Raw genomic sequence first — 23681 nt, forward strand, 5'->3', positions numbered from 1 at the left:
CTTGGGTGAGCTCACCCGCAGTGCAGAGCGCGCTACCCCTGCCCTGCGGCCTTCTTCTTCCGCTCCGCCTCCTCGCGGTGCCGGCGGATCTGCTCGTGGATGAGCTGCTCCTCCTCGGTGAAGCGGAGGGCGTTGGCGTCATCGCCGGAGTCCCGGGGGCCGTCGGCCTCCTGGCGTGAAGGGTACTCGACCTCGTCCTCCGCCGGCTCTTCGCCGGTGTCGCGCTGCTCAGTCATGGCGACACTGTAGACCCGCTGTGCGCCCTTGGGGAGATGGCGCTCCTCGTCGTCGCCCACGGCCGCCTCCCGGGCTACGCTCGGAGCCATGGACGGCTCCCCCACCCTCGGCATCACCGGCGTCACCGGCGCGATCGGCGGCCACGTGGCCCGCCTCCTCTCCGAGCGCGGCGAGCCCCTGGTGCTGCTCCCCCGGGACCCGGCGAAGGCACCCGAGCTGCCCCGCGCCGTCGTGCGTCCCGCCGACTACGCCGACGGGAACCTCTGCGAGCGCTCGCTCGAGGGCGTCGAGACGCTGCTCATGGTCTCCGGCCGGGAGAGCGAGAGGCGCCTCGACGAGCACCGCAGCTTCATCGACGCCGCCGCGGCTGCCGGGGTGCGGCACCTGGTCTACACCTCGTTCATGGGCGCCGCCCCGGACGCGACGTTCACCCTCGCCCGGGACCACTTCGCCACGGAGGAGCACATCAAGGCCGCGGGCCTCGCCTACACCTTCCTGCGCGACTGCCTCTACGCCGACTTCCTCGAGGCCATGGTGGGGGACGACGGCGTGCTCCGCGGCCCGGCCGGCAACGGCGCCGCCGCGGTGGTCGCCCAGGCCGACGTGGCCCGCTGCGCCGCCGCCGTGCTCCTCGACCCGGCGGCCCATGCCGGGGTCACCTACACGCTCACCGGCCCGGAGGCCCTCACCATGGCCCAGATCGCGCACGTGATCTCCGCCGTCCGCGGCCGCCCCGTCACCTTCCACAACGAGACGGTCGCCGAGGCCTACGAGTCCCGCAGGAAGTGGCCGGCCCCGGACTGGCAGTACGAGGCCTGGGTCTCGACCTACACCGCGATCGCCGCCGGGGAGATGGAGCACGTCAGCGACGACGTCGAGACCATCACCGGACGCCGGCCGATGAGCCTCAAAGAGGTGCTCCTGGCGCGGTAGGCGAATGTGCCCTTCTGGCGGCTCCGCGCCAGCGGTACCGTTACGGCAGGAGCGGCGGAAGGACCGGCCATGACTCGCTTCCTCATCACCTACCACGGCATGCCCTACCCCGAGCGCGAGGTCATCGAGCCCCTGCGGCGCGCGCTGCGCGAATGGACGGAGAAGTCCCTCGGGAGCGCCCTCGTGGACTTCGGTACGCCCCTGCTGCTCGGCGGCCAGCTCTCGGACGGCCAGGCCACGGACGCCGTGCAGATCGACGGCTACACGATCATCGAGGCCCGCGACCTCGCGGATGCGCGGGCGCTGCTCGCAGACCACCCCTACCTCGCCCGCGGCGGGACCATCCAGATCAACGAGTGCGTCGAGCTCTGACCCGGGCCGGGCCGGCGCCGAGCAGCCGAGCAGCGGAAGGAGCCTCCCATGACGCGCTTCCTCATCACGTACCACGACCTGCCCTACCCCGAGATGGACGAGGTGGCCGGGGAGCGGCGCGACTTCCGGGCGTGGGCGGAGAAGGCTCTCGGGGCAGCGGTGGTGGACTTCGGCGCGCCGCTGTTCGTGGTGGGCCAGCTCGCCAGGGGCGAACCCGGCACCCAGATGGAGGTGGACGGATACTCGATCATCGAGGCCCGCTCGGCTTCCGAGGTACGGACGCTCCTGAAAGACCACCCGTTCCTCGCCCTCGGCGCCACCATCCAGATCAACGAGTGCCTCGAGGTCTGAGCGCCCGCCCGGGCGGGTAAGCTCTATCGGTCCGCCTCCACCGCGCGGACCCGGCGTCCATGAAGGAGGCTCGAGACCGTGACGCGGCGATTCCACGGCTGGCGGCCCACGACGCGCCGCGGACGGAATGCCCTCTTCTCCCTCGGCCTGATCGTGGCCTCCCCCATCCTCGGCTTCGTGGCCGCAGAGGCGGCCGTCAGCGTGCTCGGCGTTCCCGCCTCGGACGCCGGCAGCTACCTCCTGTTCGCCATTGCCCTCACCACCGCCTTCATCGCGGGAGCCCACTGGGTGGCCGTCCTCCTCGGGGAGCGCTCGGAACTGGTGCTCATGCTCGCGGTGGCCCTGACGGCGGCGGCCATCGCAGCCTTCGTCTACATCCCGATCGCCGACTGGGGACCCCTCTTCTAGACCCGCGGCGTCGAAGCCCGCGGAACCGTTAGTTACCGACCAGTAGCATCCGCGGGGCCCGCGGCGTTACCCTCGTGTGCATGACCTCCCGGACGACGACGCCCGCCCCCTCCGCGCACCTCTCGCCTTCCTCCGGGGCCGCCGCCGCGGCCCTCGCCAGCCTCGCCGCCCTGGCCACCGGCACCGGCCCGGAGCACGAGGTGATCGCCCCCAGCGACGGCCGGCCACTCGGCGTCGTGCGCCAGGCCTCCGCAGCCGAGATCGCGGCGGCCGTGACCCGGGCCCGCGCCGCCCAGAAGGCCTGGGCGAGGACGCCGGCGACGGCGCGGGCCGCCGTCGCCCGCCGCTTCGCCTCGCTCGTGCTGGACCGGCGCGATGAGATCCTCGACGTCATCGAGGCCGAGACCGGCAAGGCCCGGCTCGCCGCGCTCGAGGAGGTCATGGACGTCTCCCGCACCGCCGCGTACTACGCCCACACCGCCCCCGGGCTGCTGCGGCCGCGCCGGCGCGGCGGGGCGTTCCCCGTGTTCACCCAGACCACCGAGCGCCGCCACCCCAAGGGCGCGGTCGGCGTCATCACCCCGTGGAACTACCCGTTCACGCTCCCGGCGAGCGACTCCGTGCCCGCCCTCCTCGCCGGCAACGCCGTGGTGATCAAGCCGGACGAGAAGACGCCGTTCAGCGCGCTGCTCACCCTCTCCCTCCTGCGCGAGGCCGGCCTGCCCGACGGGCTGGCCCAGGTCGTGGTCGGCCCGCGGGACGAGGCCGGCCCCGCACTGGTGGAGGCCGCGGACTACATCATGTTCACCGGCTCCAGTGCGACCGGGCGGAAGGTCGCGGCTCGCTGCGGTGAGCGGCTCATCGGCTTCTCGGCGGAGCTGGGCGGGAAGAACCCCCTCATCGTCCTCGCCGACGCGGACATCCCGGCCGCCGCGGCCGGCGCCGCGCGGGCGTGCTTCGCCAACGCCGGGCAGCTGTGCATCGGCCCCGAGCGGATCTACGTGCACGAGGCCGTCAGGACGCAGTTCACCGAGGCGTTCCTGGGCGAGGTGGGGCGCATGCGCGTGGCCGCCGGAGCGGGCTGGGACGCGGAGATGGGCTCGCTGATCTCCGAGGCCCAGCTGGAGAAGGTCCGGGCCCACCTCGAGGACGCGGTGGCCCGCGGTGCCCGGATCCTGGCCGGCGGCACGGCCCGGCCCGAGCTGGGCCCGTACTTCTTCGACCCCACCGTGCTCTCCGACGTGCCCGAGAGCGCTGCCCTGTGCCGGGAGGAGACCTTCGGCCCGGTCGTGGCGGTCTACCCGGTGGCCTCCGACGAGGAGGCGATCGCGCGGGCCAACGACAGCGCGCTGGGGCTCAACGCAAGCCTGTGGACCCGGCCCGCCCGCGGCGCGGAGCTCGGGGCGCGCCTCGAGGCCGGCACGGTCAACGTCAACGAGGGCTACGCAGCGTCCTGGGGGTCCCATGCCGCGCCCATGGGCGGGTGGAAGGGCTCGGGGGTGGGGCGGCGGCACGGGGCCGAGGGCCTGCTGAAGTACACCGAGGCGCAGACCGTCGCCGTGCAGCGGCTGCTGCGCTTCGCCCCTCTGCCGGGGATGTCCAACGAGCGGTACGCGGACCTCCTCACCGCCGCCGTGCGCGTGCTGAACCGCTTCCGCTGACGCGTGGCCGCGCCCTGTATCTGATATATCTGTGGTATGGGAAGCAAGAGCGCCGGCCGCACACTCGCCGAGCATGCGTACGCTGAGCTGCGCGAGCGGATCATCGACATGCGCCTGCCGCCGGGGTCGGCCGTGGACGAGGAGTCGCTCATGCGGGAGCTCGGCGTGGGCCGGACCCCGATGCGCGAGGCGGTCAAGCGGCTCGAGTCCGACCGGCTGCTGACGGTCTACCCGCGCCGGGGCACCATCATCTCCGAGGTGAACATCAAGGACCTGCGCGCCATCTCGGACGCGCGCCGGGTGCTCGAGGCCTTCGCCGCGCGCCGGGCCGCCGAGCACGTGACGGACGACGACCGGGTAGTCCTCCGGGGGTGCCTGGAGGAGCTCTCCCACGACGGCGTGAGGTCCAACCAGGATGCGATGGCCCTCGACGAGCGCATCCACCGGGCCATCTACGCGACCATGCGCAATACGTACGTCGAGGCCACGCTCATCCAGTACTTCAGCCTCTCCCAGCGGATGTGGAACTTCGTGCTGGCGGGCCTCGCGCCGATCACCGGCAACGTGCACGAGCACGCCGAGCTCGTGAATGCCATCATCGACGGCGATCCCGAGCGCGCGGCCAAGCTCGCCGAGGAGCACGTGACGCACTTCGAGGACCTGGTCCGCGCCGCCCTCTGACGCCCTTTCTTCAGCGCACGACGGCGGGCCCCGCCTCGCCCGGTCAGGTTCCGGGTGGGGCGGGGCCCGCTTCTCGTGCTGGGACGGGTCAGGCGCGGATCTTCGCCATCTCCGGGTCGACGAGCGGCTCGGCCTGGACGGTGGCGGGGATCCTGGTGCCGAAGTAGTCGATCTCGACCGAGTCGCCGACCGCGACCTCGCCGGGCAGCCAGGCGTAGGCCACGGGCTTGCGGACGGTGTGGCCGAAGGCCGCGCTCGTCACGTAGCCCACGGGGGCGCCGTCGATGAAGACCGGCTCCTTGCCCAGGACGAGGGAAGTGCCGTCGTCGACCGTGAGGCAGCGCAGGCGGCGCGCGGGGGCCGCCCCGGAGGCGGCCTCGAAGGCGGCCTTGCCCACGAAGTCGCCCTTGGCGGGGCGCACGGCGAACTCGAGCCCGGCCTGGACCGGGTCATGCTCGGTGGTCATGTCCGAGCCCCACGAGCGGTAGCCCTTCTCCAGGCGCAGGCTGTTGAAGGCGCTGCGCCCGGCGGCGATGACGCCGAACGGCTGGCCCGCGCCCCAGAGTGCGTCCCAGAGCCGCTGGCCGTACTCGGCCGAGGTGTAGATCTCCCAGCCGAGCTCGCCCACGTAGGACAGTCGCATCACGCGGACCGGGATGCCCGCGATGGTGGTGGAGACGGCGCGGAAGTACTTCAGGCCCTCGTTGGTCAGGTCCGCGGGGGTGAGCGGCTGGACGAGGTCCCGGGCGCGCGGGCCCCACACGCCGACGCAGCAGGTGCCGCCGGTGGTGTCCCGGACCTGGACCCACTCGGCCGGGGAGGCGGCGGTCTGGTCCGCGGCCTCGCGGGTGAGGTAGTCGAGGTCCTGGCCGCCGTTCGCGCCGACCTGGAAGAGGTCCTCGCTGATGCGGGCCACGGTCAGGTCGCTGCGGATGCCGCCGGCCTCGGTGAGCATGAGGGTGTAGGTCACCGAGCCGATGCTCTTGTCGATCTGCCCCGTCGTGAGGCGCTGCAGGAGGCGCAGGGCGCCGGGGCCGGAGACCTCGAGGCGCTTGAGCGCGGTCATGTCGTACATGGCCACGTTCGTGCGGGTCGCGTGGGCCTCGGCAGCGGCGATGGGCGAGTCGAACTGGGCCGACCAGTCGTCGCGGGCCGGGGCCTGCCACTCGGCCGGGAGGGTGTCGAGGAGGCTGCGGTTGGCCTCGTACCACTGCGGGCGCTCCCAGCCGGCGGCCTCGAGGAAGAAGCCGCCGAGTTCGCGCTGGCGGGCGCGGAACGGCGAGACGCGCAGCCCGCGCGGGGACTGGCGGGGCTCGAGCGGGTGCTTGATGTCGTAGACCTCGACGAAGCTCTGCTTCGAGGTCTCCAGTACATACTCGTCCGTCAGCTGGATCTCCTCGAACCGGGCCACGTCCAGCTCGTGCAGGTCGGTGGCCGACTGTCCGTCGACGAGGAGCTCGGCGACCGCCTTGGCGACGCCGGCGGAGTGGGTGACCCACACGGCCTCGGCGATGAAGAAGCCCCGCACCTCGGGGGACTCGCCCACGAGGGAGCCGCCGTCCGGGGTGAAGGAGAAGATCCCGTTGAAGGCGTCGGCGATGCCGACCCCCTCGAGGCCCGGCAGGAGCTGCTTGGTGGCCTTGAAGGCCCGCTCGAAGTCCTCGGGGGTGAAGTCGAGCCGCGAGGGCATCGAGTGCTCGCCCATCTGGCTCCCGTCCACGGCGGGGAGCTCGTCGTAGCCCACCGCGATGGGGCGGTGGTCGTAGGAGCCGATGCCGAGGGACTCCCCGTGCTGGCGGAAGTACAGGCCCGCGTCCTGGTGGCGCAGGATCGGCAGCATCGCGCTGTTGCCGGTGCCGAGGACATGGCTGCCGCCGAGGGCGACGCCGTCGGCCTGCTCGGCGAGCTCGCGCACCGGGGTGGTCCTGACGTACTGGTGCGCCATCGGCACGAGCGGCACGCGCATGCCCACGAGCTCGCCGAGCGCGGGGCCCCAGAACCCGGCGGCGGAGATGACGATGTCCGCCGGCACCACGTCCTCGCCCGTCCGGACGCCGGTGACCCGGCCGCCCGCGCGCTCGATGCCCGTGACCTGCACGCCGCCGACGAACGTGGCGCCGCGCTCCTGGGCCCGCTCGCGCAGGAGCTCGACGGCGAGCACGGACGAGGCGAGCCCGTCGCCGGGCAGGTGGAGGCCGCCCAGGACGATGTCCTCGTCGATGAGCGGGTGGAGGGCCTTGGCCTCGGCCGGGTCCACGAGCCGTGCCTCGACCCCCCACGCGGTGGCCCACCCGTGCCGGCGCTTGAGCTCGGCGAGCCGCCGCTCGCTCGTGGCGATCTCGAGGCCGCCCACCTGGTTGAACGCCGCGAAGCCCGGGCGCTTCAGGGCTGCGAGCTTGCGCCCGGTGTAGGCGGCGAACTCGGTCATGGTCTTGGAGGAGTTGGTCTGGAAGACCAGGCCCGGCGCGTGCGAGGTCGAGCCGCCCGTCAGCGGGATCGGGCCCTTGTCGAGCACGGTGATGTCCGTCCAGCCGCGGGCGGTGAGCTCGTCGGCGAGGTTGGCGCCGACGATCCCGGCTCCGATGATGACAACGCGTGGTGAAGGCATGAGGGGCTCCCTTGGAGGTCGTGGAAAGTCGGGGGTCAGGGGAAGACGATGGTGCGGTGGCCGCTGAGGAGGACGCGGTTCTCGGCGTGCCAGCGCACGGCCCGGGCCAGGGCCAGCGTCTCGGCGTCGCGGCCCACCGTCGCGAGTTCCTGCGGGGACAGGCGGTGGTCCACGCGGATCACCTCCTGCTCGATGATCGGGCCCTCGTCCAGATCCGCGGTGACGTAATGGGCGGTCGCGCCGATGTGCTTGACGCCGCGGGCGTGGGCCTGGTGGTAGGGCTTGGCGCCCTTGAAGCCCGGCAGGAACGAGTGGTGGATGTTGATGGCTCGTCCCGCGAGCTGCCGGCACAGTCCGTCCGAGAGGACCTGCATATAGCGGGCCAGGACCACGAGGTCCGCCTCGTACTCCGCCACGACCTCGAGCAGCTCGGCCTCCGCCTGCGGCTTCGTCTCCGCCGTGACCGGGATGTGGATGAACGGCAGCCCTGCCGACTCGGCCATCGGGCGCAGGTCCGGGTGGTTGGAGACGACCGCCACGAGCTCGGCAGCGAGGCTGCCGGCCTTCCAGCGGTAGATCAGGTCGTGCAGGCAGTGGTCCAGCTTCGAGACCATGACGAGCACCCGCGGCGGGGCCGCCGGGTGGAACGCGAAGTCCATGCCGAACTGCTCGGCGATGTCGGCGAACTCCCCCGCGAGGGACTCGGCCTCGACCGGAGCCGCCGAGCCGAAGGCCGTGCGCAGGTAGAGGGTCCCTTCCTCGCGGTCGTCAAACTGCTGGTGCTCCGTGATGTCGAAGCCCCGCTCGACCAGGAACCGCGAGACCGCATGGACGATCCCGCTGCGCTGCGGACATGAGAGCGTGAGGACCGCGGCGGGGCCGCCGCCGGCCGGGGTGCGCGCACCTGCGCCGGACTCGCTCGGACGGAGGAGGGCTTCTGCAGTCATGGGTTTCCTTCCGGGGGTCCGGGCGGTCGTGGGGGTCTGCCGAGGTGGCGGCGGGGATGCAACCCCCTGCTCATACAACTGATATATAACAAACTAGTGGGGCCGCTCACACGAGGTCAAGAGGTTTTCGCCCTGTCCGGAGCAAGACCTACTGGCGCCGCTCGAAGCGGACGGTGAGGGCCTTGTAGCCGGGAGTGTTGGACTCGCGGGCCACGAGGTCCTTGTGGACGAGGACGTTGGCCTCGGGGTAGTAGGCGGCCGCGCAGCCCCTGGCGGTCGGATACCCGACGAGGCGGAAGGCCTCGGCGCGGCGCTCGTCGCCGTTGAACACCGAGATGACGTCGACGAGCTCGCGGTCGGCGAAGCCGAGGGCCGCGAGGTCCTCAGGGTTCGCGAGCACCACCTTGCGGGCCTTGGAGATGCCGCGGTAGCGGTCGTCGAGGCCGTAGATCGTGGTGTTGTACTGGTCGTGGGAGCGCAGGGTCTGGAGGATCAGGTGGCCGGCCGGGGGCGTGAGGTACTCCAGCGGGGACACGGTGAAGCGGGCCTTCCCGATGTCGGTCGCGAAGGTGCGGGTGTCCCGGGGCGGGGAGGGCAGCACGAAGCCGTCCCTCGTGCGCACGCGCCGGTTGTAGTCCTCGAACCCGGGGATGACGCGGGCGATGTGGTCGCGGATCAGGTCGTAGTCCTCGGCCATCGCGCGCCAGTCGACCGGGTGGTCCTCCCCGAGGGCCGCCTCCGCCATCCGGGCGACGATCACGGGCTCGGCGAGGAGGTGCTCGGAGACGGGCCGCAGCCGGCCCTGGCTGCGGTGCACGACCGACATGGAGTCCTCGATGGTGACGAACTGCCGCCCGCCCGCGTGCTTGTCGTCCACGTCCGTCCGTCCCAGCGTGGGCAGGATGAGGGAGGTGCGCCCGTGGGCGACGTGCGAGAGATTCGGCTTCGTGGACACATGGACGGTCAGCCCCGTGCGCTTCAGCCCGGCCCTCGTGTGCTCGGTGTCCGAGGCCGCGGAGAGGAAGTTCCCGCCCATCGAGACGAACACGTCCACCTCCCCGGCCTCCAGGGCGTGCTGGGTCTCCACGGACTCGTAGCCGTGCTCCCGGGGGAACGGGATGCCGAACTCGGCCTCGAGGGCGGCGATGAAGGCCTCGGTGGGCTTCTCCCAGATCCCCATGGTCCGGTCGCCCTGGACGTTGGAGTGCCCGCGCACCGGGCAGGCGCCGGCACCCGGCCTGCCGAAGTTCCCCTGGACCAGGAGCAGGTTGACGATCTCCTTGAGCGTGTCCACCGAGTGCCGCTGCTGCGTCAGCCCCAGGGCCCAGCACACGATCGTGGCCTTGGAGGCGACCATCATCTCCGCGACCGTCTCCATCTGGGCGCGGGAGAGCCCCGTGGCGCGCTCCGTCTCGGCCCAGTCCAGGGCGCGGCGCGCCTCGCGGTACTCCGCGAACCCGGCCGTCTGCGCCTCGACGAAGTGACGGTCGACGACGGAGCCCGGCTCGCGCTCCTCCCTCGCCAGCAGCAGGTGGCCCAGAGCCTGGAAGAGGGCCAGGTCGCCGCCGACCTTGATCTGGAGGAACTCGTCCGCGACCTTCTCGCCCCCGCCCGCGATGCCCCCGAGCGCCTGCGGGTCCTTGAAGGCCATGAGGCCTGCCTCGGGCAGGGGGTTGACCGCGACGACCTTGCCGCCGTTCTTCCGGCATTCCACCAGGGCCGAGAGCATCCGCGGGTGGTTCGTCCCCGGGTTCTGGCCCACCACGAGCACCAGCTCCGAGCGATGGATGTCCTCCAGGGAGACCGTGCCCTTCCCCACCCCGATCGTGGGATTCAGGGCGAACCCCGAGGACTCGTGGCACATGTTCGAGCAGTCGGGCAGGTTGTTCGTCCCCAGGGACCTGGCGAAGAGCTGGTACAGGAACGCGGTCTCGTTCGCCGTGCGCCCCGAGGTGTAGAACACACAGCGCTCCGGCGTCGTCGCGCGCAGGTGCTCTCCGATCAGCTCGAACGCCTCGCCCCAGGAGATCGGCGAGTAGTGCGTCTCCCCGGGCCGGACCACCACGGGCTCGGTGATCCGGCCCCGGGACCCGAGCCAGAACTCGCTCCTGCCTTCGAGCTCGGCGATGGGGTGCGCGGCCCAGAACTCCGGCGTGACCGTCCGCACGGTGGACTCCTCGGCGATGGCCTTCGCGCCGTTCTCGCAGAACTCCGCCGGCTTCCGCTTCCCGGTGATCGATTCCGGCCACGCGCACCCCGGGCAGTCGAACCCGTCCCGCTGGTTGATCCGCAGCATCCCCCGCACCGTCCGTGCGACCCCGGCCTGCGCCATGCCCCGCTCGAGCGCCACGGCGACCGCCTTCACTCCCGCCGCGGCCGTCTTCGGCGCATGCACCTCGAGGGCGCCCTCGTCGATGTCGTGCGGGTCAGGAGTGGTGGTGAACAAGGAGAGGGCCTTTCGGAGATGGCGGTCGTGCCGTCGGTGACGGCGCTGAGCGGGGCTGGGCCGCCTCAGATGATGGCGGCCCTGAGCTCGCGTGCTGCCTTGGCGGGGTCCGCTGCGCCGTAGATCGAGCCGCCGGCCACCGCCACGTCGGCGCCCGCGCGCTGGACCGAGGCGATGGTTGCCGCGTTGACCCCGCCGGCCACCGAGAACGGCACGCGGGCCCTCTCCCCGGCGGTCAGGAGCACACTGAGGTCGTAGCCGGGCTTGGCCTGCTCATCGAGGCCCGCGTGGAACTCGACATACTTGGCCCCGAGCTGGCGCGCCTCCTGGGCGCGGGTGACCTTGTCCTGGACGCCGATGAGGTCCACGACCACGCCCTTGTTGTGGGCGCGGGCCGCCTTGACGGCACCGGCGATCGTCGAGTCGTCCGCGCTGCCGAGCACGGACACAAGGTCCGCCCCGGCCTTGAAGGCCAGCTCGGCCTCGAGCTCGCCGGCATCCATCGTCTTGAGGTCGGCGAAGACGACCTTCGTCGGGTGGGCCTCCTTGACGGCCGTGACGGCCGAGAGTCCGGCGTTCTTCACGAGTGGCGTGCCGAGCTCGATGATGTCCACGTGCTCCGCAACCTGCGCGGCCAGCTCGAGGGCCTCGTCAACGGTGAGCACGTCCATGGCGACCTGCAGCTTCATGATGTGTTCCTTTCGTGGTGGATTGTCCTGGTCGTGGGGGTGGGCTATTCGATGTTCGCGTGGCGGAGCCACAGTTCCTCGGCCGGGGTCCCGTCCACTTCCCAGAGGGTCTGGAAGAGGGCCTCGGTGGCCACGAGCAGCACCTGCTCGAAGAGGCTTCCCGAGTACTGGCGCGAGGCATTGCCGCCGTGGTCGGCCTTCCGCGCGGCCGGGATGATCACGACGGCCTCGGCGCGGGCAGCGAGCGGCGATGCGCCGTCGGTCGTGAACGCCGCGATCCGGGCACCCACAGCCGCCGCCGTGCTCGCGGCCTTCACCACGCCGGACGTCGTGCCCGACCCCGACGCGGCGATGAGCAGGTCGCCCGAGCGGATGGCCGGCGTCGTGGTGTCTCCGGCGACGTGGACGTCCAGGCCGAGGTGCATGAGGCGCATGGCGGCCATGCGGAGCACCAGGCCGCTGCGGCCCGCGCCGGCGAGGAAGATCCGGGGCGCGTCCGAGATCAGCTCGGCAACGGCGGCCAGCTCTCCGCGGTGCAGTTCGCCCGTCGCCATGATGACCTCCCCGTGGATGAGGCCAAGGCTGCGGTGGACGCCGTCCGAAGTGACCCGGCGCTGCCGTGGAAGGGTCTCGATGCTCACAGATGCTCCTTTGCTGTCGGTGCCGCGCGGGCTGGGGAGGGGCTGCCTCCAGCATCTCCGCCGTCCGGAGGGGCGGGAACTGCCTTCTCGGGCGGTCCTGCCCACCCGTTCGGGTAGGGCACCCTTTAGACTGCTGCGATGTCCTCCACCATCGCGGCCGCCTTCGCGCGCGATCCCGCGCAGGAGACCCTGGCCCTCCTGGACTCCGCTGCCGCTCTCGCCGAGGCGCCCCTGCCGCGCATCGCCGAGATTCTCCGTACAGCCCTCGCCCCGTATGTGCGGTGTTCGGCGCTCGTGATCTTCACGGAGGACTGCACCGGACGGCCGCAGAAGAAGGCCGGGGCTGAAGCCGTCATCAGTCGCGTCACGCTCGACGAACTGGACCTGATCCGGTCCTCCCTGCCCGACCTCGCTCCGCGGTGGAGCGATGAGAGGATCGCCGGCGCGTCCCGTCCCGTCCTCGCCGCGCGGTCGGCAACGAACGCGCTCCTCGTCCTGACGGATCCCCTCGCCGTGGCGGACCCACCGGGGGCCAGCGGGGCCCTGGACCCCGATACCGGGGCGGTGCTCGCCCGCCTCTGGCACCTCGCGGCGGTGCGGATCCGCGACAAGGTGGCCGAGGCGACGCCGTCGTACCTGAGGGAGTCCCGCGCGGTGTCCGCCGAGCGTTCGCGGCTCACAGCAGAGCTCACCGACGCGCACTCGACCACGCTCGAAACCGTCCTCGCCGCCCTCCGGTCCGCGCGCCAGTCCGATGGGGCGGCACGACGAGCGGCCATCGACATCGCAGCGGCCGCACTGGTGAGGCTCAGGGCGTCCGCTGACAGGACGGCCTCGCTCCTGGAGGAACCCGTGGTCACGGCGTTCGAGCGCCTGCGGGCTGATCTGCGCCCTCTCGAGCGGTTCAGCGGGATCTCCCTCCAGTTCGTCGAGCCGCCCGTCGACGGCCGGGCCCTCCCGGGGGAGGTCGCCCACGCCGCGCGCGCGATCGTGCGCGCGCTCGTGCTGGCCATGGTCGAGCAGGACGAGGTGCACCGCATCCGCATCCAGTGGGGCTGCGACGGCACGAACCTGCTCGTGGACATCCGGGACGACGGCCAGGGCCGCCTCTCGCTCGCCGAGGACGGCCTCCGGCGCATCGAGCAGCGGGTCCAGGCCCTCGACGGGCGGCTGCGCCTCGAGGTGCTGGAGGGCTGGGGGGCAGACGTGTTCGTCTCACTGCCCTTGGATCCGCCGTCATCCCGGGCGCCCAAGGGGCCGGGCGCGGAGTGGGAGCTGGGCGAACGCGAGGAGGAGGTGCTCCGGCTCCTGGCCGGCGGCCTTCGCAACCGCGCCATCGCTGCCGAGCTGGGCCTGAGTGAGAACACCGTCAAGTTCCACCTGCGGAACCTGTTCCGCAAGCTGGGCGTCTCGTCGCGCGCGGAGGCAGTAGCCCGCGCCGCGCAAGCCCACGCGGGCCAAAGGTGATCTACGTCACAAATATTGGCGGGACCCCCCGCCTGTATGGCCATCATGGCAGCAGTCCCTCACCCCGACCCACTCCTTGGAGGTTCCCCATGACCAGTGCAGCCCACCGCCCCGACGTCCACGAGGTCAAGGCTGTCGTGGTGCGTTCGAAGGGTGCTCCGGCGACGGTGGAGACGATCCTGGTCCCGGACCCGGGCCCGGGCGAGGCGCTCGTGGACGTGCTCACGTGCGGGGTGTGCCACACGGACCTGCACTACAAGCAGGGCGGCATCGGGGAGGACTACCCGTACCTGCTCGGGCACGAGTCCACGGCCGTGGTCTCGGCGGTCGGCCCGGACGTGACCGACCTCAAGCCCGGGGACCGGGTCATCCTGAACTGGCGGGCCGTGTGCGGGCAGTGCCGGGCCTGCGCCAAGGGCCAGCCGCAGTACTGCTTCGCCACCCACAACGCGACCCAGAAGATGACCCTGGCCGACGGCACCCCCCTCTCCCCCGCCCTGGGCATCGGCTCCTTCGCCGAGAAGACCCTCGTCGCGGCCGGGCAGTGCACCAGGATCGACGAGGACGTCGACCCCGCCGCCGTGGGCCTGCTCGGCTGCGGCATCATGGCCGGCATCGGCGCCGCGATCAACACCGGCGAGGTGAAGCGGGGCGAGTCCGTGGCCGTGATCGGCTGCGGCGGGGTCGGGATCGCCGCGATCGCCGGGGCCAGGCTGGCCGGGGCGACGACGATCATCGCCGTCGACCTCGACCCGGCCAAGGTCGAGCTCGCCAAGGGCCTGGGCGCCACCCACGGGATCGTCTCCAGGGACACCGACCCGGTCGAGGCGATCCGTGACCTCACCGGCGGGCACGGCGCGGACGTGGTGATCGACGCCGTCGGCCGCCCCGAGACCTAGCGGCAGGCCTTCTACGCCCGCGACCTCGCCGGCCGCGTGGTCCTCGTCGGCGTCCCCACCCCGCAGATGACCCTCGAGCTGCCCCTGCTGGACGTCTTCGGCCGCGGCGGGTCGCTGAAGTCCTCCTGGTACGGCGACTGCCTCCCGTCCCGGGACTTCCCGATGCTGGTCGAGCAGTTCAAGCTCGGCCGGCTGCCCCTGGACGCCTTCGTCACCGAGCGGATCGGCCTGGGCGAGGTCGAGGCCGCGTTCGAGAAGATGCACCGCGGCGAGGTCCTCCGCTCCGTGGTGGAACTCTGATGGCGGGCCAGGGCCGCGCCCGGATCGACCGCGTCACCACGTCCGGCACGTTCAGCCTCGACGGGGGACCTGGGAGGTGGAGAACAACGTCTGGATCGTCGGCGACGACGCCGAGGCGATCGTCATCGACCCCGCGCACGACGCCGGCGCTGCCGCCGCCGCCGTCGCGGGCCGCACCGTGGCCGCGGTCCTGCTCACCCACGGCCACGACGACCACATCCGCCACGCCCGCGAGTTCGCCGACAAGGTCGGCGCCCCGGTGCTCCTGCACCCGGCCGACCACATCCTCTGGGACGCCGTCTACCCCGGCACCGTCCCGGACGCCCAGATCGCCGACGGCCAGGTCTTCACCGTCGCCGGGACCGAGCTGACCGCCCTGCACACCCCCGGCCACTCCCCCGGCTCGGTCTGCTTCCACGCCCCCGCCCTCGGCACCGTCTTCACCGGCGACACCCTCTTCGCCGGCGGCCCCGGAGCCACCGGCAGGTCCTACTCCGACTTCGGCACCATCATCGACTCCATCCGCACACGCCTGCTCACCCTCCCACCCGAGACCGTGGTGAACACCGGCCACGGCGACCCCACCACCATCGGCACCGAGGCCCCCCACCTGCAGGAATGGATCCACCGCGGCCACTGACCTACGTCCTCGGCGACCGGCACGCTGCCCCTATGACGTGCGGCACATTGAAGCACAAGGTCTGGCAGAATCGGCCCATGGGGAACGCCTTCGTGTCTGATGACCCGGACGAGACGCGATCCGCCAACGGTGTGCAGGCGGTCGAACGCGTTGTCAGGGCCCTCGAGATCCTTGCCCAGGAGGGCAGCGCCGCGGTCGGCGACATGGCCGAGCGCATGGGCGTGCACAAGTCCACGGCCTCCCGCATCCTCGGCGCCCTCGAGACCCATGGCTTCGTGCAGCAGAGCAGCCGGCGCGGAAAGTACCAGCTCGGCGTCGGCCTCCTGCGCATCGCGAGCTCCATCCCGCGCCGCCTGAGCCTGGTCCACGCGGCGCGGCCCGTGCTCGAGGACCTCGCGCAGCAGTACGGCGAGACCGTGAACCTGGCCGTGCGCCGCGACGTCTATGCGGTCAACGTGGACCAGGCGATGGGCTCGGCCAACCTTGCGAGCTTCGACTGGATCGGCAGCCTCACGCCCCTGCATTCGACCTCGAGCGGCAAAGTCTTCCTCGCGTACCTCCACGCGAGTGATCGGGAGGAACTGCTCCGGCGGGCCGAGCTGACGTCCTTCACGCCGCACACGCTCAGTCGGGCGGAGCTCATGAAGGAGCTTCCGGAGATCGTGCGGCGGGGCTATGCCTCCACGCGCGGGGAGCTGGAGGAGGGGCTCAATGCGATCGCGGCGCCCGTGTTCGGGCACATGGGGGATGTGATCGGGGCCGTGAGCCTCTCGGGGCCGGCCTTCCGCTTCGATCCCGCCACGGATCCCGGGATCGTGACGGCGGTCATCAGGGCAGGCGAGGAGATCACCGAGCTCATGGGTGGTCCGGCCTCCCAGGATCGCTCCCAGGAGGCCGGACGCTGAGCTGTGCCTAGCGGCTGGCCCCGTGCTCGGTCTCCGCGCCGGCGGCGGTCCCCGCGGTGCCTGAGCCGAACCATCCGCTCGGAGCGGGGCTGACGTTCTGCCAGATGTGCTTGGCCTCGCGGTACTCGTCCAGGCCCGCACGGCCGAGCTCACGGCCGATGCCGGATTTGCCGAACCCACCCCACTCGGCCTGCGGCACGTAGGGGTGGTAGTCGTTGATCCAGACCGTGCCGTGGCGCAGCGCCCCCGCAACCCTCTGAGCCCGGGAGGCGTCGGAGGTCCAGACCGCGCCGGCCAGCCCGTACTCGGTGTCGTTCGCGATCGCGATCGCCTCGGCCTCGTCGCGGAAGGTTTCCACGGTCAGCACGGGGCCGAAGGACTCCTCCCGGACCACGCTCATGCCGGACCGGCAGCCGCCGAGGACGGTGGGCGGGTAGAAGAAGCCGTCCGCGAGCGGGCCCTCGTCCGGGATGTAGCCGCCGCACAGGAGCTCGGCGCCCTCGGCGATGCCGGCCTGGACGTAGGCATGCACCTGCTCCCGGTGCTTGGCCGAGATGAGCGGCCCCGTCTCGGCGTCGGGGTCGAAGGGGCCGCCCATCCGGATCGCGGTGGCCCGCTGGACGACCTCGGCCACGAAGCGCTCCGCAATAGACTCCTCGACCACGAGCCGGGCGCCCGCGGAACAGACCTGGCCTGAATGCAGGAAGACGGCCGTGAGGGCGTTGTCGACGGCGGCATCCCAGTCCGCGTCGGCGAAGACGACGTTGGGGTTCTTCCCGCCGAGCTCGAAGGCGACCCGCTTGACCGTCTTCGCGGCGGCCGCCATGATCGTCTGCCCGGTGGAGAGGCCGCCCGTCAGCGAGACGAGGTCGACCCTCGGGTCTGCGCTGAGCGGACCGCCCACCGTGGACCCCCTGCCCGTGACGAGGTTCGCGACGCCGGCCGGCACGCCCGCCTCGGCGAGCGTTTCCATGAGCAGGATCGACGTCGACGGCGTGAGCTCGCTCGGCTTGAGGACGAACGAGTTGCCCGCGACCAGCGCCGGAGCAACCTTCCAGGCCGCCTGCAGCAGCGGGTAGTTCCACGGAGCGATCAGGGCGCAGACGCCGAGGGGCTCGTACACGACACGGCTGATCGCGTTAGACCGCCCGGTGTCGATGACCCGGCCGACATCGAGTCCGGCGATCTTCCCGTAATGGCGGAAGCAGGCCGCGATGTCGTCGATGTCGTACTCGGCCTCGACGAGGCGCTTGCCCGTGTCGAGGGCCTCCGCCCGGGCGTAGGCTTCCCTGTCCCGCTCGAGGAGGTCCGCGACGCGGAGCATGACGGCCCCGCGCTCGATCTCCGTCAGGCGACGCCAGGGGCCGCCGTCGAACGCCGCGCGGGCGCTCGCGATGGCCCGCTCGGCGTCCTGCGCACTCGACGAGACGACGACGGCGACCTCGCGCCCGTCGGCGGGGCAGCGCACGGTGGACGTGGCGCCGTCGGCCGCCTGCTCCCAGGCACCGCCGATGTAGAGCCCCTTCACCGGTTCGGGGCTGGCCTGTTCGGCGGGCTCGGACAGGGTTGCTACTTGAGCCATGCCGCCACCTTGTCAGGGTTCGCGTCGATCCACTTCTGGGCAGCCGCGTCGGGGCTCATGTTGTCCTTCGCGATGTACCCGGCGACCGTGTTCTGGTCCTGGTTGGTCCAGTGGAAGTTCTTGACGAGGTTGTACGCCGGGCTGCCGGAGTTGGCGAACTTGGTGGAGACGACCTTGTTGAGGTCATACTTGGGGTAGTCGCACGCGACCTTCGCCGCGTCGGCATCGCACCCGTCGGTGTAGGCCGGGAGGTTGACCTTCACGAGCGGCACCTCGGCCATGAACCACTGGGGCTCGTAGAAGTAGCCGATGAGCGGGGTGTGGTTCTGCTCGGCCTGGCGGAACGCCTGGATGAGGGCCGGCTCGGAGCCGGCGTAGACGACCTTGAAGTTCAGGCCGAGGTTCTTCACGAGCGCCTCGTCGTTGGTGACGTAGGAGGGGTCGCCGTCGAGCAGCTGGCCCTGGCCTCCCGACTCCGAGGTCTTGAACAGGTCAGCGTACTTGTTGAGGTTCTTGGAGTCGGTGATGTCCGGGTACTGCTTGGCCATCCATGGCGGCACGTACCAGCCGATCACCCCGGTGTTGCCGGTAGAGCCGGCGTCCACCGCGGTCTTCTGCTGCTTGATGTACTTGTCGGTCAGATCCGGGTGGCCCCAGTTCTCGAGGACGGCGTCCACCTCGCCGCTGCCGAAGCCCTGCCACGCGACCTCTTCCTTGAGGGTCTTGTAGTTGACGGTGCAGCCGAGCTTCTCCTTGGCGAGGGTGCCGACCACGTAGGCGTCCGCCTCGTAGCCGACCCACGGGTTGACCGCGACGTTGAAGGCGCCGCACTTGGCGCTGCCGCTCGCGGCCGACGAGGCAGCGGAGATGTCCCCGCCGCAGGCGGTGAGCCCGAGGAGGGCGGTGAGCAGGGCGGCGCCGTAGGCTTTCTTCTTCAGCGCTGGGGAAATCCGGGTTTTCTTCATGGCACTTCCTTGATCAGGCGTTGCCCAGGCGGGCAGCGGCGTGCTGGGTGATGCGGTCGAGCATGACTCCGAGTGCGGTGATGGCGATGCCGGCGGCGAGGCCCTTGCCGAAGAGCTGGCTCTGGGAGAAGCCGGAGACGACGAGGTAGCCGAGCCCCCCGCCGCCGACGAGTCCGCCGACCACGACCATGGACAGGACGTAGAGCAGGCCCTGGTTGGCGGCGAGGATGACGGCGGCCCTGGACATGGGCAGCTGGACCTTGGTGACCATCTGCCAGGGCGTGGTGCCCATCGATTCCGAGGCCTCGACGGTGACCGGGGACACGCCGCGGATACCGTCCGCGACGAGCTTGGTGGCGATCGGGACGCCGTAGGCGACGGCGGCGACGATCGCGGTGAACCGGGTGGGACCGAACAGGGCCAGCGCGGGGACGAGGTACACGAACGACGGGATGGTCTGGAACGCGTCCAGCACCGGCCGCACGATCGAGTCGACGAGCTTGCTGCGCCCCATCAGGACGCCCACGATCACGGCCGCGATCACCACGAGGAACGTCGCCACGAGCGTGGTCGCGAGGGTCTTCATGCTCTCGTTCCAGAGCCCGGTGCCGAGGATCACCGCCTCGCAGACGAGGGTCGCGGCGCAGGCGCGCCGGCCGCCCAGGGCGAAGGCGATGCCGAGCAGCACGAGTGCCATGGTCCACCAGGGCGACTGCGCCAGGAGCGACTCGAGCGGGTTGACCAGGAGAGCAGTGACGGCCTCCTTGAGCCACTCGGTGAAGCCGGAGAACGTGTGCACGGTCCAGTCGGTGGCCGCGGAGACGGCCTGGGCGAGCGGTCCGCCGAGGTCCGGCGAGGAGGGGAACTTCGCCAGGGCGAGGTAGCTGTGCGAGAGCCAGATGGCCACGGCAGCGAGGGCGGCTGATGCGATGGCGACTGCGCGCCGCCCCTTCGGTCCGCGCAGGCCCCCGCTGCGCGAGCCCCGCTGGACGCGGGCCTCGATCCCCGAGCGCTCGGAGGCCGCCGTCGTCGTGCGGTCGAGCATGATCGCCATGAGGACGATCGCGAGGCCGGAGACGAACGCCGAGCCGACGTCGAGCGACTGCAGCGACTGCAGGACGGGCTGGCCGAGGCCGGGACCGTTGATGAGGGCGGCGATGGTGGCCATGGACAGGGCCGCCATCGTGCACTGGTTGATGCCGACGACGATCGTGCGCCGCGCCATGGGAAGCTGCACCTTGGTCAGCGTCTGCCACGCTGTTCCGCCCATGGACGTGACGGCCTCGAGCGTGGTCGGCGAGACGTTGCGGATGCCGTGCTCGGTGATGCGCACGAGCGGGGGGAGCGAGTAGATGATCGTCGTGACGATCGCCGAGGCGGGGCCGATCCCGAAGACGAGCGCCAGCGGGGCGAGGTAGGCGAACGAGGGCAGCGTCTGGGCCAGGTCCAGCAGCGGAGAGAGGACTGCGGAGACGCGCCGGCTGCGCGCCATCCAGATCCCCAGCGGGGGCCCTGTCAGGGCGCAGAGGCCGACGGCGACGAAGGTCACGATGAGCGTGTCGATGCTCTGCTGCCAGTAGCCGAAGAAGCCGAACAGCAGCACGCACGCTGCCACGAGGATCATCGAGCGGACGCCCGCGAGCACGAACGCCAGCCAGGCGAGCAGGGCCAGGACGCCGAGCCAGCCGACCTCGGGCACGGGGCGCAGCGCCGAGGGCTGGCTCAGGAGGTGCTGCAGGAACGCCACGGCCCCGTTCAGGCCGTCGGTGATGGGCTGCACGACCGAGGTGAAGAAGGGCGACTGGCTGCGCGCGGTGTCGAAGCTGTCGCGGAGACCGTTGAGCCAGAGGTGGACGTCGGTCTTGTCCGCACCGCCGAGCTCGAGGGTCTGGGTTCCCCGGAAGAGGCCCCACAGCACCAGCCAGCCCACGACGACCGCGGCCAGCAGCACCGGGCGCCAGTGGCGGCGGACGAAGGCGCCCCGGGAGACCGGCGGCCGGGTTGCCGGCTCAGCGCCCCGCTCGCGCGCCTGAGCGGGAGGTCCGCCGGCGGCCTCGGTGCGGTCGGGCGCCACCGTGCTCATGCCGCACCGCCCCGGCCGCCCGCCACGGATTCCTCCTCGGCTACGACCACGCGCAGGATGTCGTCGTCGTCGACCACCCCGAGGAAGCGCTCCCCGTCATAGACGCGCACCGGCAGGGAGGACTGCAGGACCTGCCGCGCGGCGTCGCGCACCACGCAGTCCGCCTGCATCACGGGTCCCTCGAGCGATTCGTCGGAGCCCGGGGCGCGGACGACGTAGCGCAGGGTGAGCACGTGGGAGCGGGGGACGTCGGAGACGAAGTCGCGCACGTAGGCGTCCGCGGGGTGCGCGACGACCTCGGCCGGCGTCCCGATCTGGACGATCTCGCCGTCGCGCATGATGAGGATGCGGTCGCCGAGCTTGAGCGCCTCCTGCAGGTCGTGGGTGATGAAGACCATCGTCTTCCCCACTTCCTCGTGCAGCCGGCACACCTCGTTCTGCATGTCCCGGCGGATCAGCGGGTCGAGGGCCGAGAACGGCTCGTCGAACAGCAGCACCTGCGGGTCCACGGCCAGCGCCCGGGCCAGGCCCACGCGCTGCTGCATGCCGCCCGAGAGCTGGTCCGGGAACGAGTTCTCGTAGCCGGAGAGGCCCACGAGGTCGACCATCTCCTGGGCCCGGGCGAGCCGGGCTGCCTTGCCCTCGCCGCGGACCTCGAGGCCGTAGGCCACGTTGTCGAGCACCTTCCGGTGCGGGAGGAGGCCGAACTGCTGGAACACCATGGCCATGTGGTTGCGCCGCATGGAACGCAGCTTGGCCTTGCTCGCACAGGTGACGTCCTCGCCGTCGATCCTCACGCTTCCCGCGGTCGGCTCGATGAGCCGCGTCAGCAGCCGCACGAGGGTCGACTTGCCCGAGCCCGAAAGCCCCATGACCACGAAGACCTCTCCCGGGGCGACCTCGAAGGAGACGTCCTTGACGGCGGCGAGGCAGCCGGTCTTGCTCTGCAGCTCTTTCCGGGTCAGGTGCTCGTCCGGGGTTCCGATGATCTTGTCGGCCTTCGCGCCGAAGATCTTCCACAGGCCCTCGACCTTCAGGGCCGGCTCGCTGGAGCCTTCGCGGCGCGCCGCACGGCGTGTAGTTTCGGGGTCCAGAGTCGGGGCGCTCATGATGCCTCCTCGAGTTGGCTGAGCGGGGTGTGGCGGTAGAAGGGTTCGGCTTCGGCGGGGAGCTCACGGCCGAGGATGAGGTCCGCGGCCTTCTCCGCGAGCATCATCACGGGGGCGAAGATGTTGCCGTTGGTCACGTAGGGCATGGCGGAGGCGTCCGCGACGCGCAGCCCCTCGGTGCCGTGGACCTTCATCGTGTGGGGGTCGACGACGGCCATCGGGTCCGAGGGGGGGCCCATCTTCGCGGTGCACGAGGGGTGGAGGGCGGTCTCGGCGTCCCGGGCGACCCAGTCGAGGATCTCCTGGTCGGTCGTGACCGACGGGCCGGGAGAGATCTCCCCGCCGTTGAACGGCGCCATTGCCGGCTGGCGGAGGATCTCGCGGGAGACGTTGACGGCCTCGATCCATTCACGGCGATCGTTCTCGGTCGAGAGGTAGTTGAACAGGATCGAGGGGCGCTCCGACGGATCCGCCGAGCGGATCTTCAGGTGACCGCGCACATCCGAGTACATGGGTCCGACGTGCACCTGGAAGCCGTGCTCGACCTCGGCCTTCTTCCCGTCGTAGCGCACTGCTACGGGGAGGAAGTGGTACATCAGGTTCGGGTAGGCGACCTCGTCGTTCGAGCGCACGAAGCCGCCGCCCTCGAAGTGGTTCGTCGCCGCCGGCCCCTTCCGTCCCAGCAGCCACTCGAGTCCGATGAAGGGCATTCTCCAGAGGTCGAGGGAAGGCTGCTGGGAGACGGGCTGCAGGCAGGCGTGCTGGATGTAGACCTCGAGGTGGTCCTGGAGGTTCTCCCCGACGCCGGCGAGGGCGACGCGCGGCGCGACACCGACGGACCGGAGGTGCTGCGGATCGCCGATGCCGGCCAGCTGGAGCAGCTGCGGGGTGTTGAAGGCGCCGCCGCAGAGGATGACCTCTCCCGCGCTCACCGTGTGGCTCTGGCCGCCGCGGCGGTACCTTACCCCCGTGGCCCGCGTCCCCTGGAACTCGATCCCGGTCACCGTCGCGAGCGTCCTCACGGTGACGTTGGACCGCTTCCGAGCGGGGCGCAGGTAGCCGCGCGACGCGGAGTAGCGCTCGCCCTTGTGGACGTTTCGGTCGAACGGTCCGAAGCCTTCCTGGCGGTAGCCGTTCACGTCATCTGTGCGCGGGTAGCCGGCTTGGACGGCGGCGTCGAAGAACGCCTGGAACAGCGGGTTGGTGGCGGGCCCGCGCTCGAGAATGAGCGGACCCTCGTGGCCCCGGAAGGGGTCCTCGGGGGAGGCGGCGAGGGCGTTCTCCATCCGCTTGAAGTAGGGGAGGCAGTGGGCGAAGTCCCAGCTCTCCATGCCGGGGTCCGCCCCCCAGCGCTCATAGTCCAGCGGGTTCCCGCGCTGGAAGATCATCCCGTTGATCGAGCTCGAGCCGCCCAAGACCTTGCCGCGGGCGTGCGCGACCCTGCGCCCGCCCATGAAGGGCTCTGGATCGGACTCGTAGCGCCAGTCGTAGAACGGGTTGCCGCTCGGGAAGGTGAGGGCGGCCGGCATCTGGATGAAGAGGTCCCACGGGTAGTCGCTGCGGCCAGCCTCGAGCACGAGCACCGTTCGGTCCCCGTCTGCGCTGAGCCGGTCGGCGAGGACGGACCCGGCGCTTCCGCCCCCCACGATCACGTAGTCATAGGTCTGCTTCGTCATGATCCCCACCGATCCGGAACGCCGCCCGTCGCGGCGTCGAGCTTCTCCTGTGCGGTCGTCATGTCTGCTCCTGGGGTTAGG

The 23681-nt window shown here is 71.3% G+C and carries 19 protein-coding genes and 2 pseudogenes; 10 read left to right on the forward strand and 11 right to left on the reverse strand.

The annotated features are described in order from the left end of the window. Positions 1-32: 32 nt before the first annotated feature. Positions 33-236 (reverse strand): hypothetical protein, encoded by a 204-nt coding sequence (locus SA2016_RS17035; RefSeq protein ID WP_141305605.1) that lies wholly within the window; start codon positions 234-236, stop codon positions 33-35. 88 nt (positions 237-324) lie between these two features. Here SA2016_RS17035 and SA2016_RS17040 point away from each other — a divergent pair, with 88 nt between their 5' ends. The 6 genes from SA2016_RS17040 (at position 325) to SA2016_RS17065 (ending at position 4643) form a co-directional block, all read left to right on the forward strand. Next, positions 325-1170 carry an SDR family oxidoreductase gene (locus SA2016_RS17040; protein WP_066500392.1) on the forward strand — a complete coding sequence of 282 codons (846 nt, stop codon included), beginning with the start codon at positions 325-327 and terminating at the stop codon, positions 1168-1170. A gap of 69 nt (positions 1171-1239) precedes the next feature. Next, entirely contained in the window at positions 1240-1542 is a 303-nt protein-coding gene (locus tag SA2016_RS17045) for a YciI family protein (protein ID WP_066500394.1), read from the forward strand. Positions 1543-1590: 48 nt separating this feature from the next. After that, positions 1591-1893 carry a hypothetical protein gene (locus SA2016_RS17050; protein ID WP_066500398.1) on the forward strand — a complete coding sequence of 101 codons (303 nt, stop codon included), beginning with the start codon at positions 1591-1593 and terminating at the stop codon, positions 1891-1893. Positions 1894-1971: 78 nt separating this feature from the next. Continuing rightward, positions 1972-2301 (forward strand): hypothetical protein, encoded by a 330-nt coding sequence (locus SA2016_RS17055; protein ID WP_066500411.1) that lies wholly within the window; start codon positions 1972-1974, stop codon positions 2299-2301. Positions 2302-2381: 80 nt separating this feature from the next. After that, positions 2382-3962 (forward strand): succinic semialdehyde dehydrogenase, encoded by a 1581-nt coding sequence (locus SA2016_RS17060; RefSeq protein ID WP_084249610.1) that lies wholly within the window; start codon positions 2382-2384, stop codon positions 3960-3962. Positions 3963-3998: 36 nt separating this feature from the next. Continuing rightward, positions 3999-4643, forward strand: a complete 645-nt coding sequence (locus SA2016_RS17065; protein ID WP_066500414.1) for a GntR family transcriptional regulator — start codon at positions 3999-4001, stop codon at positions 4641-4643. Between the two features lie 88 nt (positions 4644-4731). Here SA2016_RS17065 and SA2016_RS17070 read toward each other — a convergent pair whose 3' ends face one another. The 5 genes from SA2016_RS17070 to hxlB all read right to left on the reverse strand — a co-directional run bounded on the left by SA2016_RS17070 (position 4732) and on the right by hxlB (position 11974). Next, positions 4732-7251, reverse strand: coding sequence for a GcvT family protein (locus tag SA2016_RS17070; RefSeq protein WP_066500417.1), 2520 nt, complete (start codon positions 7249-7251; stop codon positions 4732-4734). A 35-nt stretch (positions 7252-7286) separates the two neighbouring features. Then, positions 7287-8198 (reverse strand): formyltetrahydrofolate deformylase, encoded by a 912-nt coding sequence (gene purU / locus SA2016_RS17075; RefSeq protein WP_084249611.1) that lies wholly within the window; start codon positions 8196-8198, stop codon positions 7287-7289. A 148-nt stretch (positions 8199-8346) separates the two neighbouring features. Then, a complete protein-coding gene (locus tag SA2016_RS17080; protein ID WP_066500419.1) occupies positions 8347-10644 on the reverse strand; it encodes an FdhF/YdeP family oxidoreductase in 2298 nt (765 codons plus the stop codon). Positions 10645-10709: 65 nt separating this feature from the next. Further along, the gene (gene hxlA, locus SA2016_RS17085; protein ID WP_066500421.1) at positions 10710-11333 is read right to left on the reverse strand and encodes a 3-hexulose-6-phosphate synthase; all 624 of its coding nucleotides are present in this window, start codon (positions 11331-11333) and stop codon (positions 10710-10712) included. Positions 11334-11377: 44 nt separating this feature from the next. Next, on the reverse strand, positions 11378-11974 hold the full coding sequence (gene hxlB / locus SA2016_RS17090; RefSeq protein ID WP_371326634.1) for a 6-phospho-3-hexuloisomerase: 597 nt from the start codon (positions 11972-11974) through the stop codon (positions 11378-11380). A gap of 138 nt (positions 11975-12112) precedes the next feature. Between hxlB and SA2016_RS17095 the strand changes: the two genes are divergently transcribed. From SA2016_RS17095 to SA2016_RS17110, 4 genes and pseudogenes are all read left to right on the forward strand, one after another. Beyond that, positions 12113-13441, forward strand: a complete 1329-nt coding sequence (locus tag SA2016_RS17095) for a LuxR C-terminal-related transcriptional regulator (protein ID WP_066500422.1) — start codon at positions 12113-12115, stop codon at positions 13439-13441. A gap of 89 nt (positions 13442-13530) precedes the next feature. Further along, positions 13531-14640: pseudogene (locus SA2016_RS17100) on the forward strand (S-(hydroxymethyl)mycothiol dehydrogenase). Beyond that, positions 14640-15280: pseudogene (locus SA2016_RS17105) on the forward strand (MBL fold metallo-hydrolase). The pseudogenes SA2016_RS17100 and SA2016_RS17105 overlap by 1 nt, the downstream one beginning before the upstream one ends. A gap of 77 nt (positions 15281-15357) precedes the next feature. Beyond that, positions 15358-16185, forward strand: a complete 828-nt coding sequence (locus tag SA2016_RS17110; protein WP_066500424.1) for an IclR family transcriptional regulator — start codon at positions 15358-15360, stop codon at positions 16183-16185. Between the two features lie 7 nt (positions 16186-16192). Here SA2016_RS17110 and SA2016_RS17115 read toward each other — a convergent pair whose 3' ends face one another. The 5 genes from SA2016_RS17115 to betA are packed head-to-tail and all read right to left on the reverse strand — an operon-like array spanning position 16193 to position 23600. Next, positions 16193-17767 (reverse strand): aldehyde dehydrogenase family protein, encoded by a 1575-nt coding sequence (locus SA2016_RS17115; protein ID WP_218030610.1) that lies wholly within the window; start codon positions 17765-17767, stop codon positions 16193-16195. Further along, positions 17755-18732: an ABC transporter substrate-binding protein gene (locus SA2016_RS17120; protein ID WP_066500427.1), complete on the reverse strand. Its 978-nt coding sequence runs from the start codon at positions 18730-18732 to the stop codon at positions 17755-17757. Before SA2016_RS17120 ends, SA2016_RS17115 begins: the two co-directional genes overlap by 13 nt. Before the next feature lie 13 nt (positions 18733-18745). After that, positions 18746-20815 (reverse strand): ABC transporter permease, encoded by a 2070-nt coding sequence (locus SA2016_RS17125; RefSeq protein ID WP_066500428.1) that lies wholly within the window; start codon positions 20813-20815, stop codon positions 18746-18748. Next, the gene (locus tag SA2016_RS17130; RefSeq protein WP_066500430.1) at positions 20812-21924 is read right to left on the reverse strand and encodes a quaternary amine ABC transporter ATP-binding protein; all 1113 of its coding nucleotides are present in this window, start codon (positions 21922-21924) and stop codon (positions 20812-20814) included. Before SA2016_RS17130 ends, SA2016_RS17125 begins: the two co-directional genes overlap by 4 nt. Next, complete coding sequence (gene betA / locus SA2016_RS17135; protein ID WP_066502778.1) at positions 21921-23600, reverse strand: choline dehydrogenase; 1680 nt, start codon at positions 23598-23600, stop codon at positions 21921-21923. Before betA ends, SA2016_RS17130 begins: the two co-directional genes overlap by 4 nt. Positions 23601-23681 lie beyond the last annotated feature (81 nt).

The organism is Sinomonas atrocyanea, assembly GCF_001577305.1.
Taxonomy (GTDB): domain Bacteria; phylum Actinomycetota; class Actinomycetes; order Actinomycetales; family Micrococcaceae; genus Sinomonas; species Sinomonas atrocyanea.

What these genes read in the sequence shown, in the direction of transcription:
- purU (WP_084249611.1), bottom strand. Translation starts at nt 8,198, where the DNA reads ATGACTGCAGAAGCCCTCCTCCGTCCGAGCGAGTCCGGCGCAGGTGCG.
- SA2016_RS17050 (WP_066500398.1), top strand. Translation starts at nt 1,591, where the DNA reads ATGACGCGCTTCCTCATCACGTACCACGACCTGCCCTACCCCGAGATG.
- hxlA (WP_066500421.1), bottom strand. Translation starts at nt 11,333, where the DNA reads ATGAAGCTGCAGGTCGCCATGGACGTGCTCACCGTTGACGAGGCCCTC.
- SA2016_RS17115 (WP_218030610.1), bottom strand. Translation starts at nt 17,767, where the DNA reads ATGGCTCAAGTAGCAACCCTGTCCGAGCCCGCCGAACAGGCCAGCCCC.
- betA (WP_066502778.1), bottom strand. Translation starts at nt 23,600, where the DNA reads ATGACGAAGCAGACCTATGACTACGTGATCGTGGGGGGCGGAAGCGCC.
- SA2016_RS17120 (WP_066500427.1), bottom strand. Translation starts at nt 18,732, where the DNA reads ATGAAGAAAACCCGGATTTCCCCAGCGCTGAAGAAGAAAGCCTACGGC.
- SA2016_RS17125 (WP_066500428.1), bottom strand. Translation starts at nt 20,815, where the DNA reads ATGAGCACGGTGGCGCCCGACCGCACCGAGGCCGCCGGCGGACCTCCC.
- SA2016_RS17070 (WP_066500417.1), bottom strand. Translation starts at nt 7,251, where the DNA reads ATGCCTTCACCACGCGTTGTCATCATCGGAGCCGGGATCGTCGGCGCC.
- SA2016_RS17065 (WP_066500414.1), top strand. Translation starts at nt 3,999, where the DNA reads ATGGGAAGCAAGAGCGCCGGCCGCACACTCGCCGAGCATGCGTACGCT.
- SA2016_RS17110 (WP_066500424.1), top strand. Translation starts at nt 15,358, where the DNA reads ATGGGGAACGCCTTCGTGTCTGATGACCCGGACGAGACGCGATCCGCC.
- SA2016_RS17060 (WP_084249610.1), top strand. Translation starts at nt 2,382, where the DNA reads ATGACCTCCCGGACGACGACGCCCGCCCCCTCCGCGCACCTCTCGCCT.
- SA2016_RS17095 (WP_066500422.1), top strand. Translation starts at nt 12,113, where the DNA reads ATGTCCTCCACCATCGCGGCCGCCTTCGCGCGCGATCCCGCGCAGGAG.
- SA2016_RS17040 (WP_066500392.1), top strand. Translation starts at nt 325, where the DNA reads ATGGACGGCTCCCCCACCCTCGGCATCACCGGCGTCACCGGCGCGATC.
- SA2016_RS17045 (WP_066500394.1), top strand. Translation starts at nt 1,240, where the DNA reads ATGACTCGCTTCCTCATCACCTACCACGGCATGCCCTACCCCGAGCGC.
- SA2016_RS17130 (WP_066500430.1), bottom strand. Translation starts at nt 21,924, where the DNA reads ATGAGCGCCCCGACTCTGGACCCCGAAACTACACGCCGTGCGGCGCGC.
- SA2016_RS17035 (WP_141305605.1), bottom strand. Translation starts at nt 236, where the DNA reads ATGACTGAGCAGCGCGACACCGGCGAAGAGCCGGCGGAGGACGAGGTC.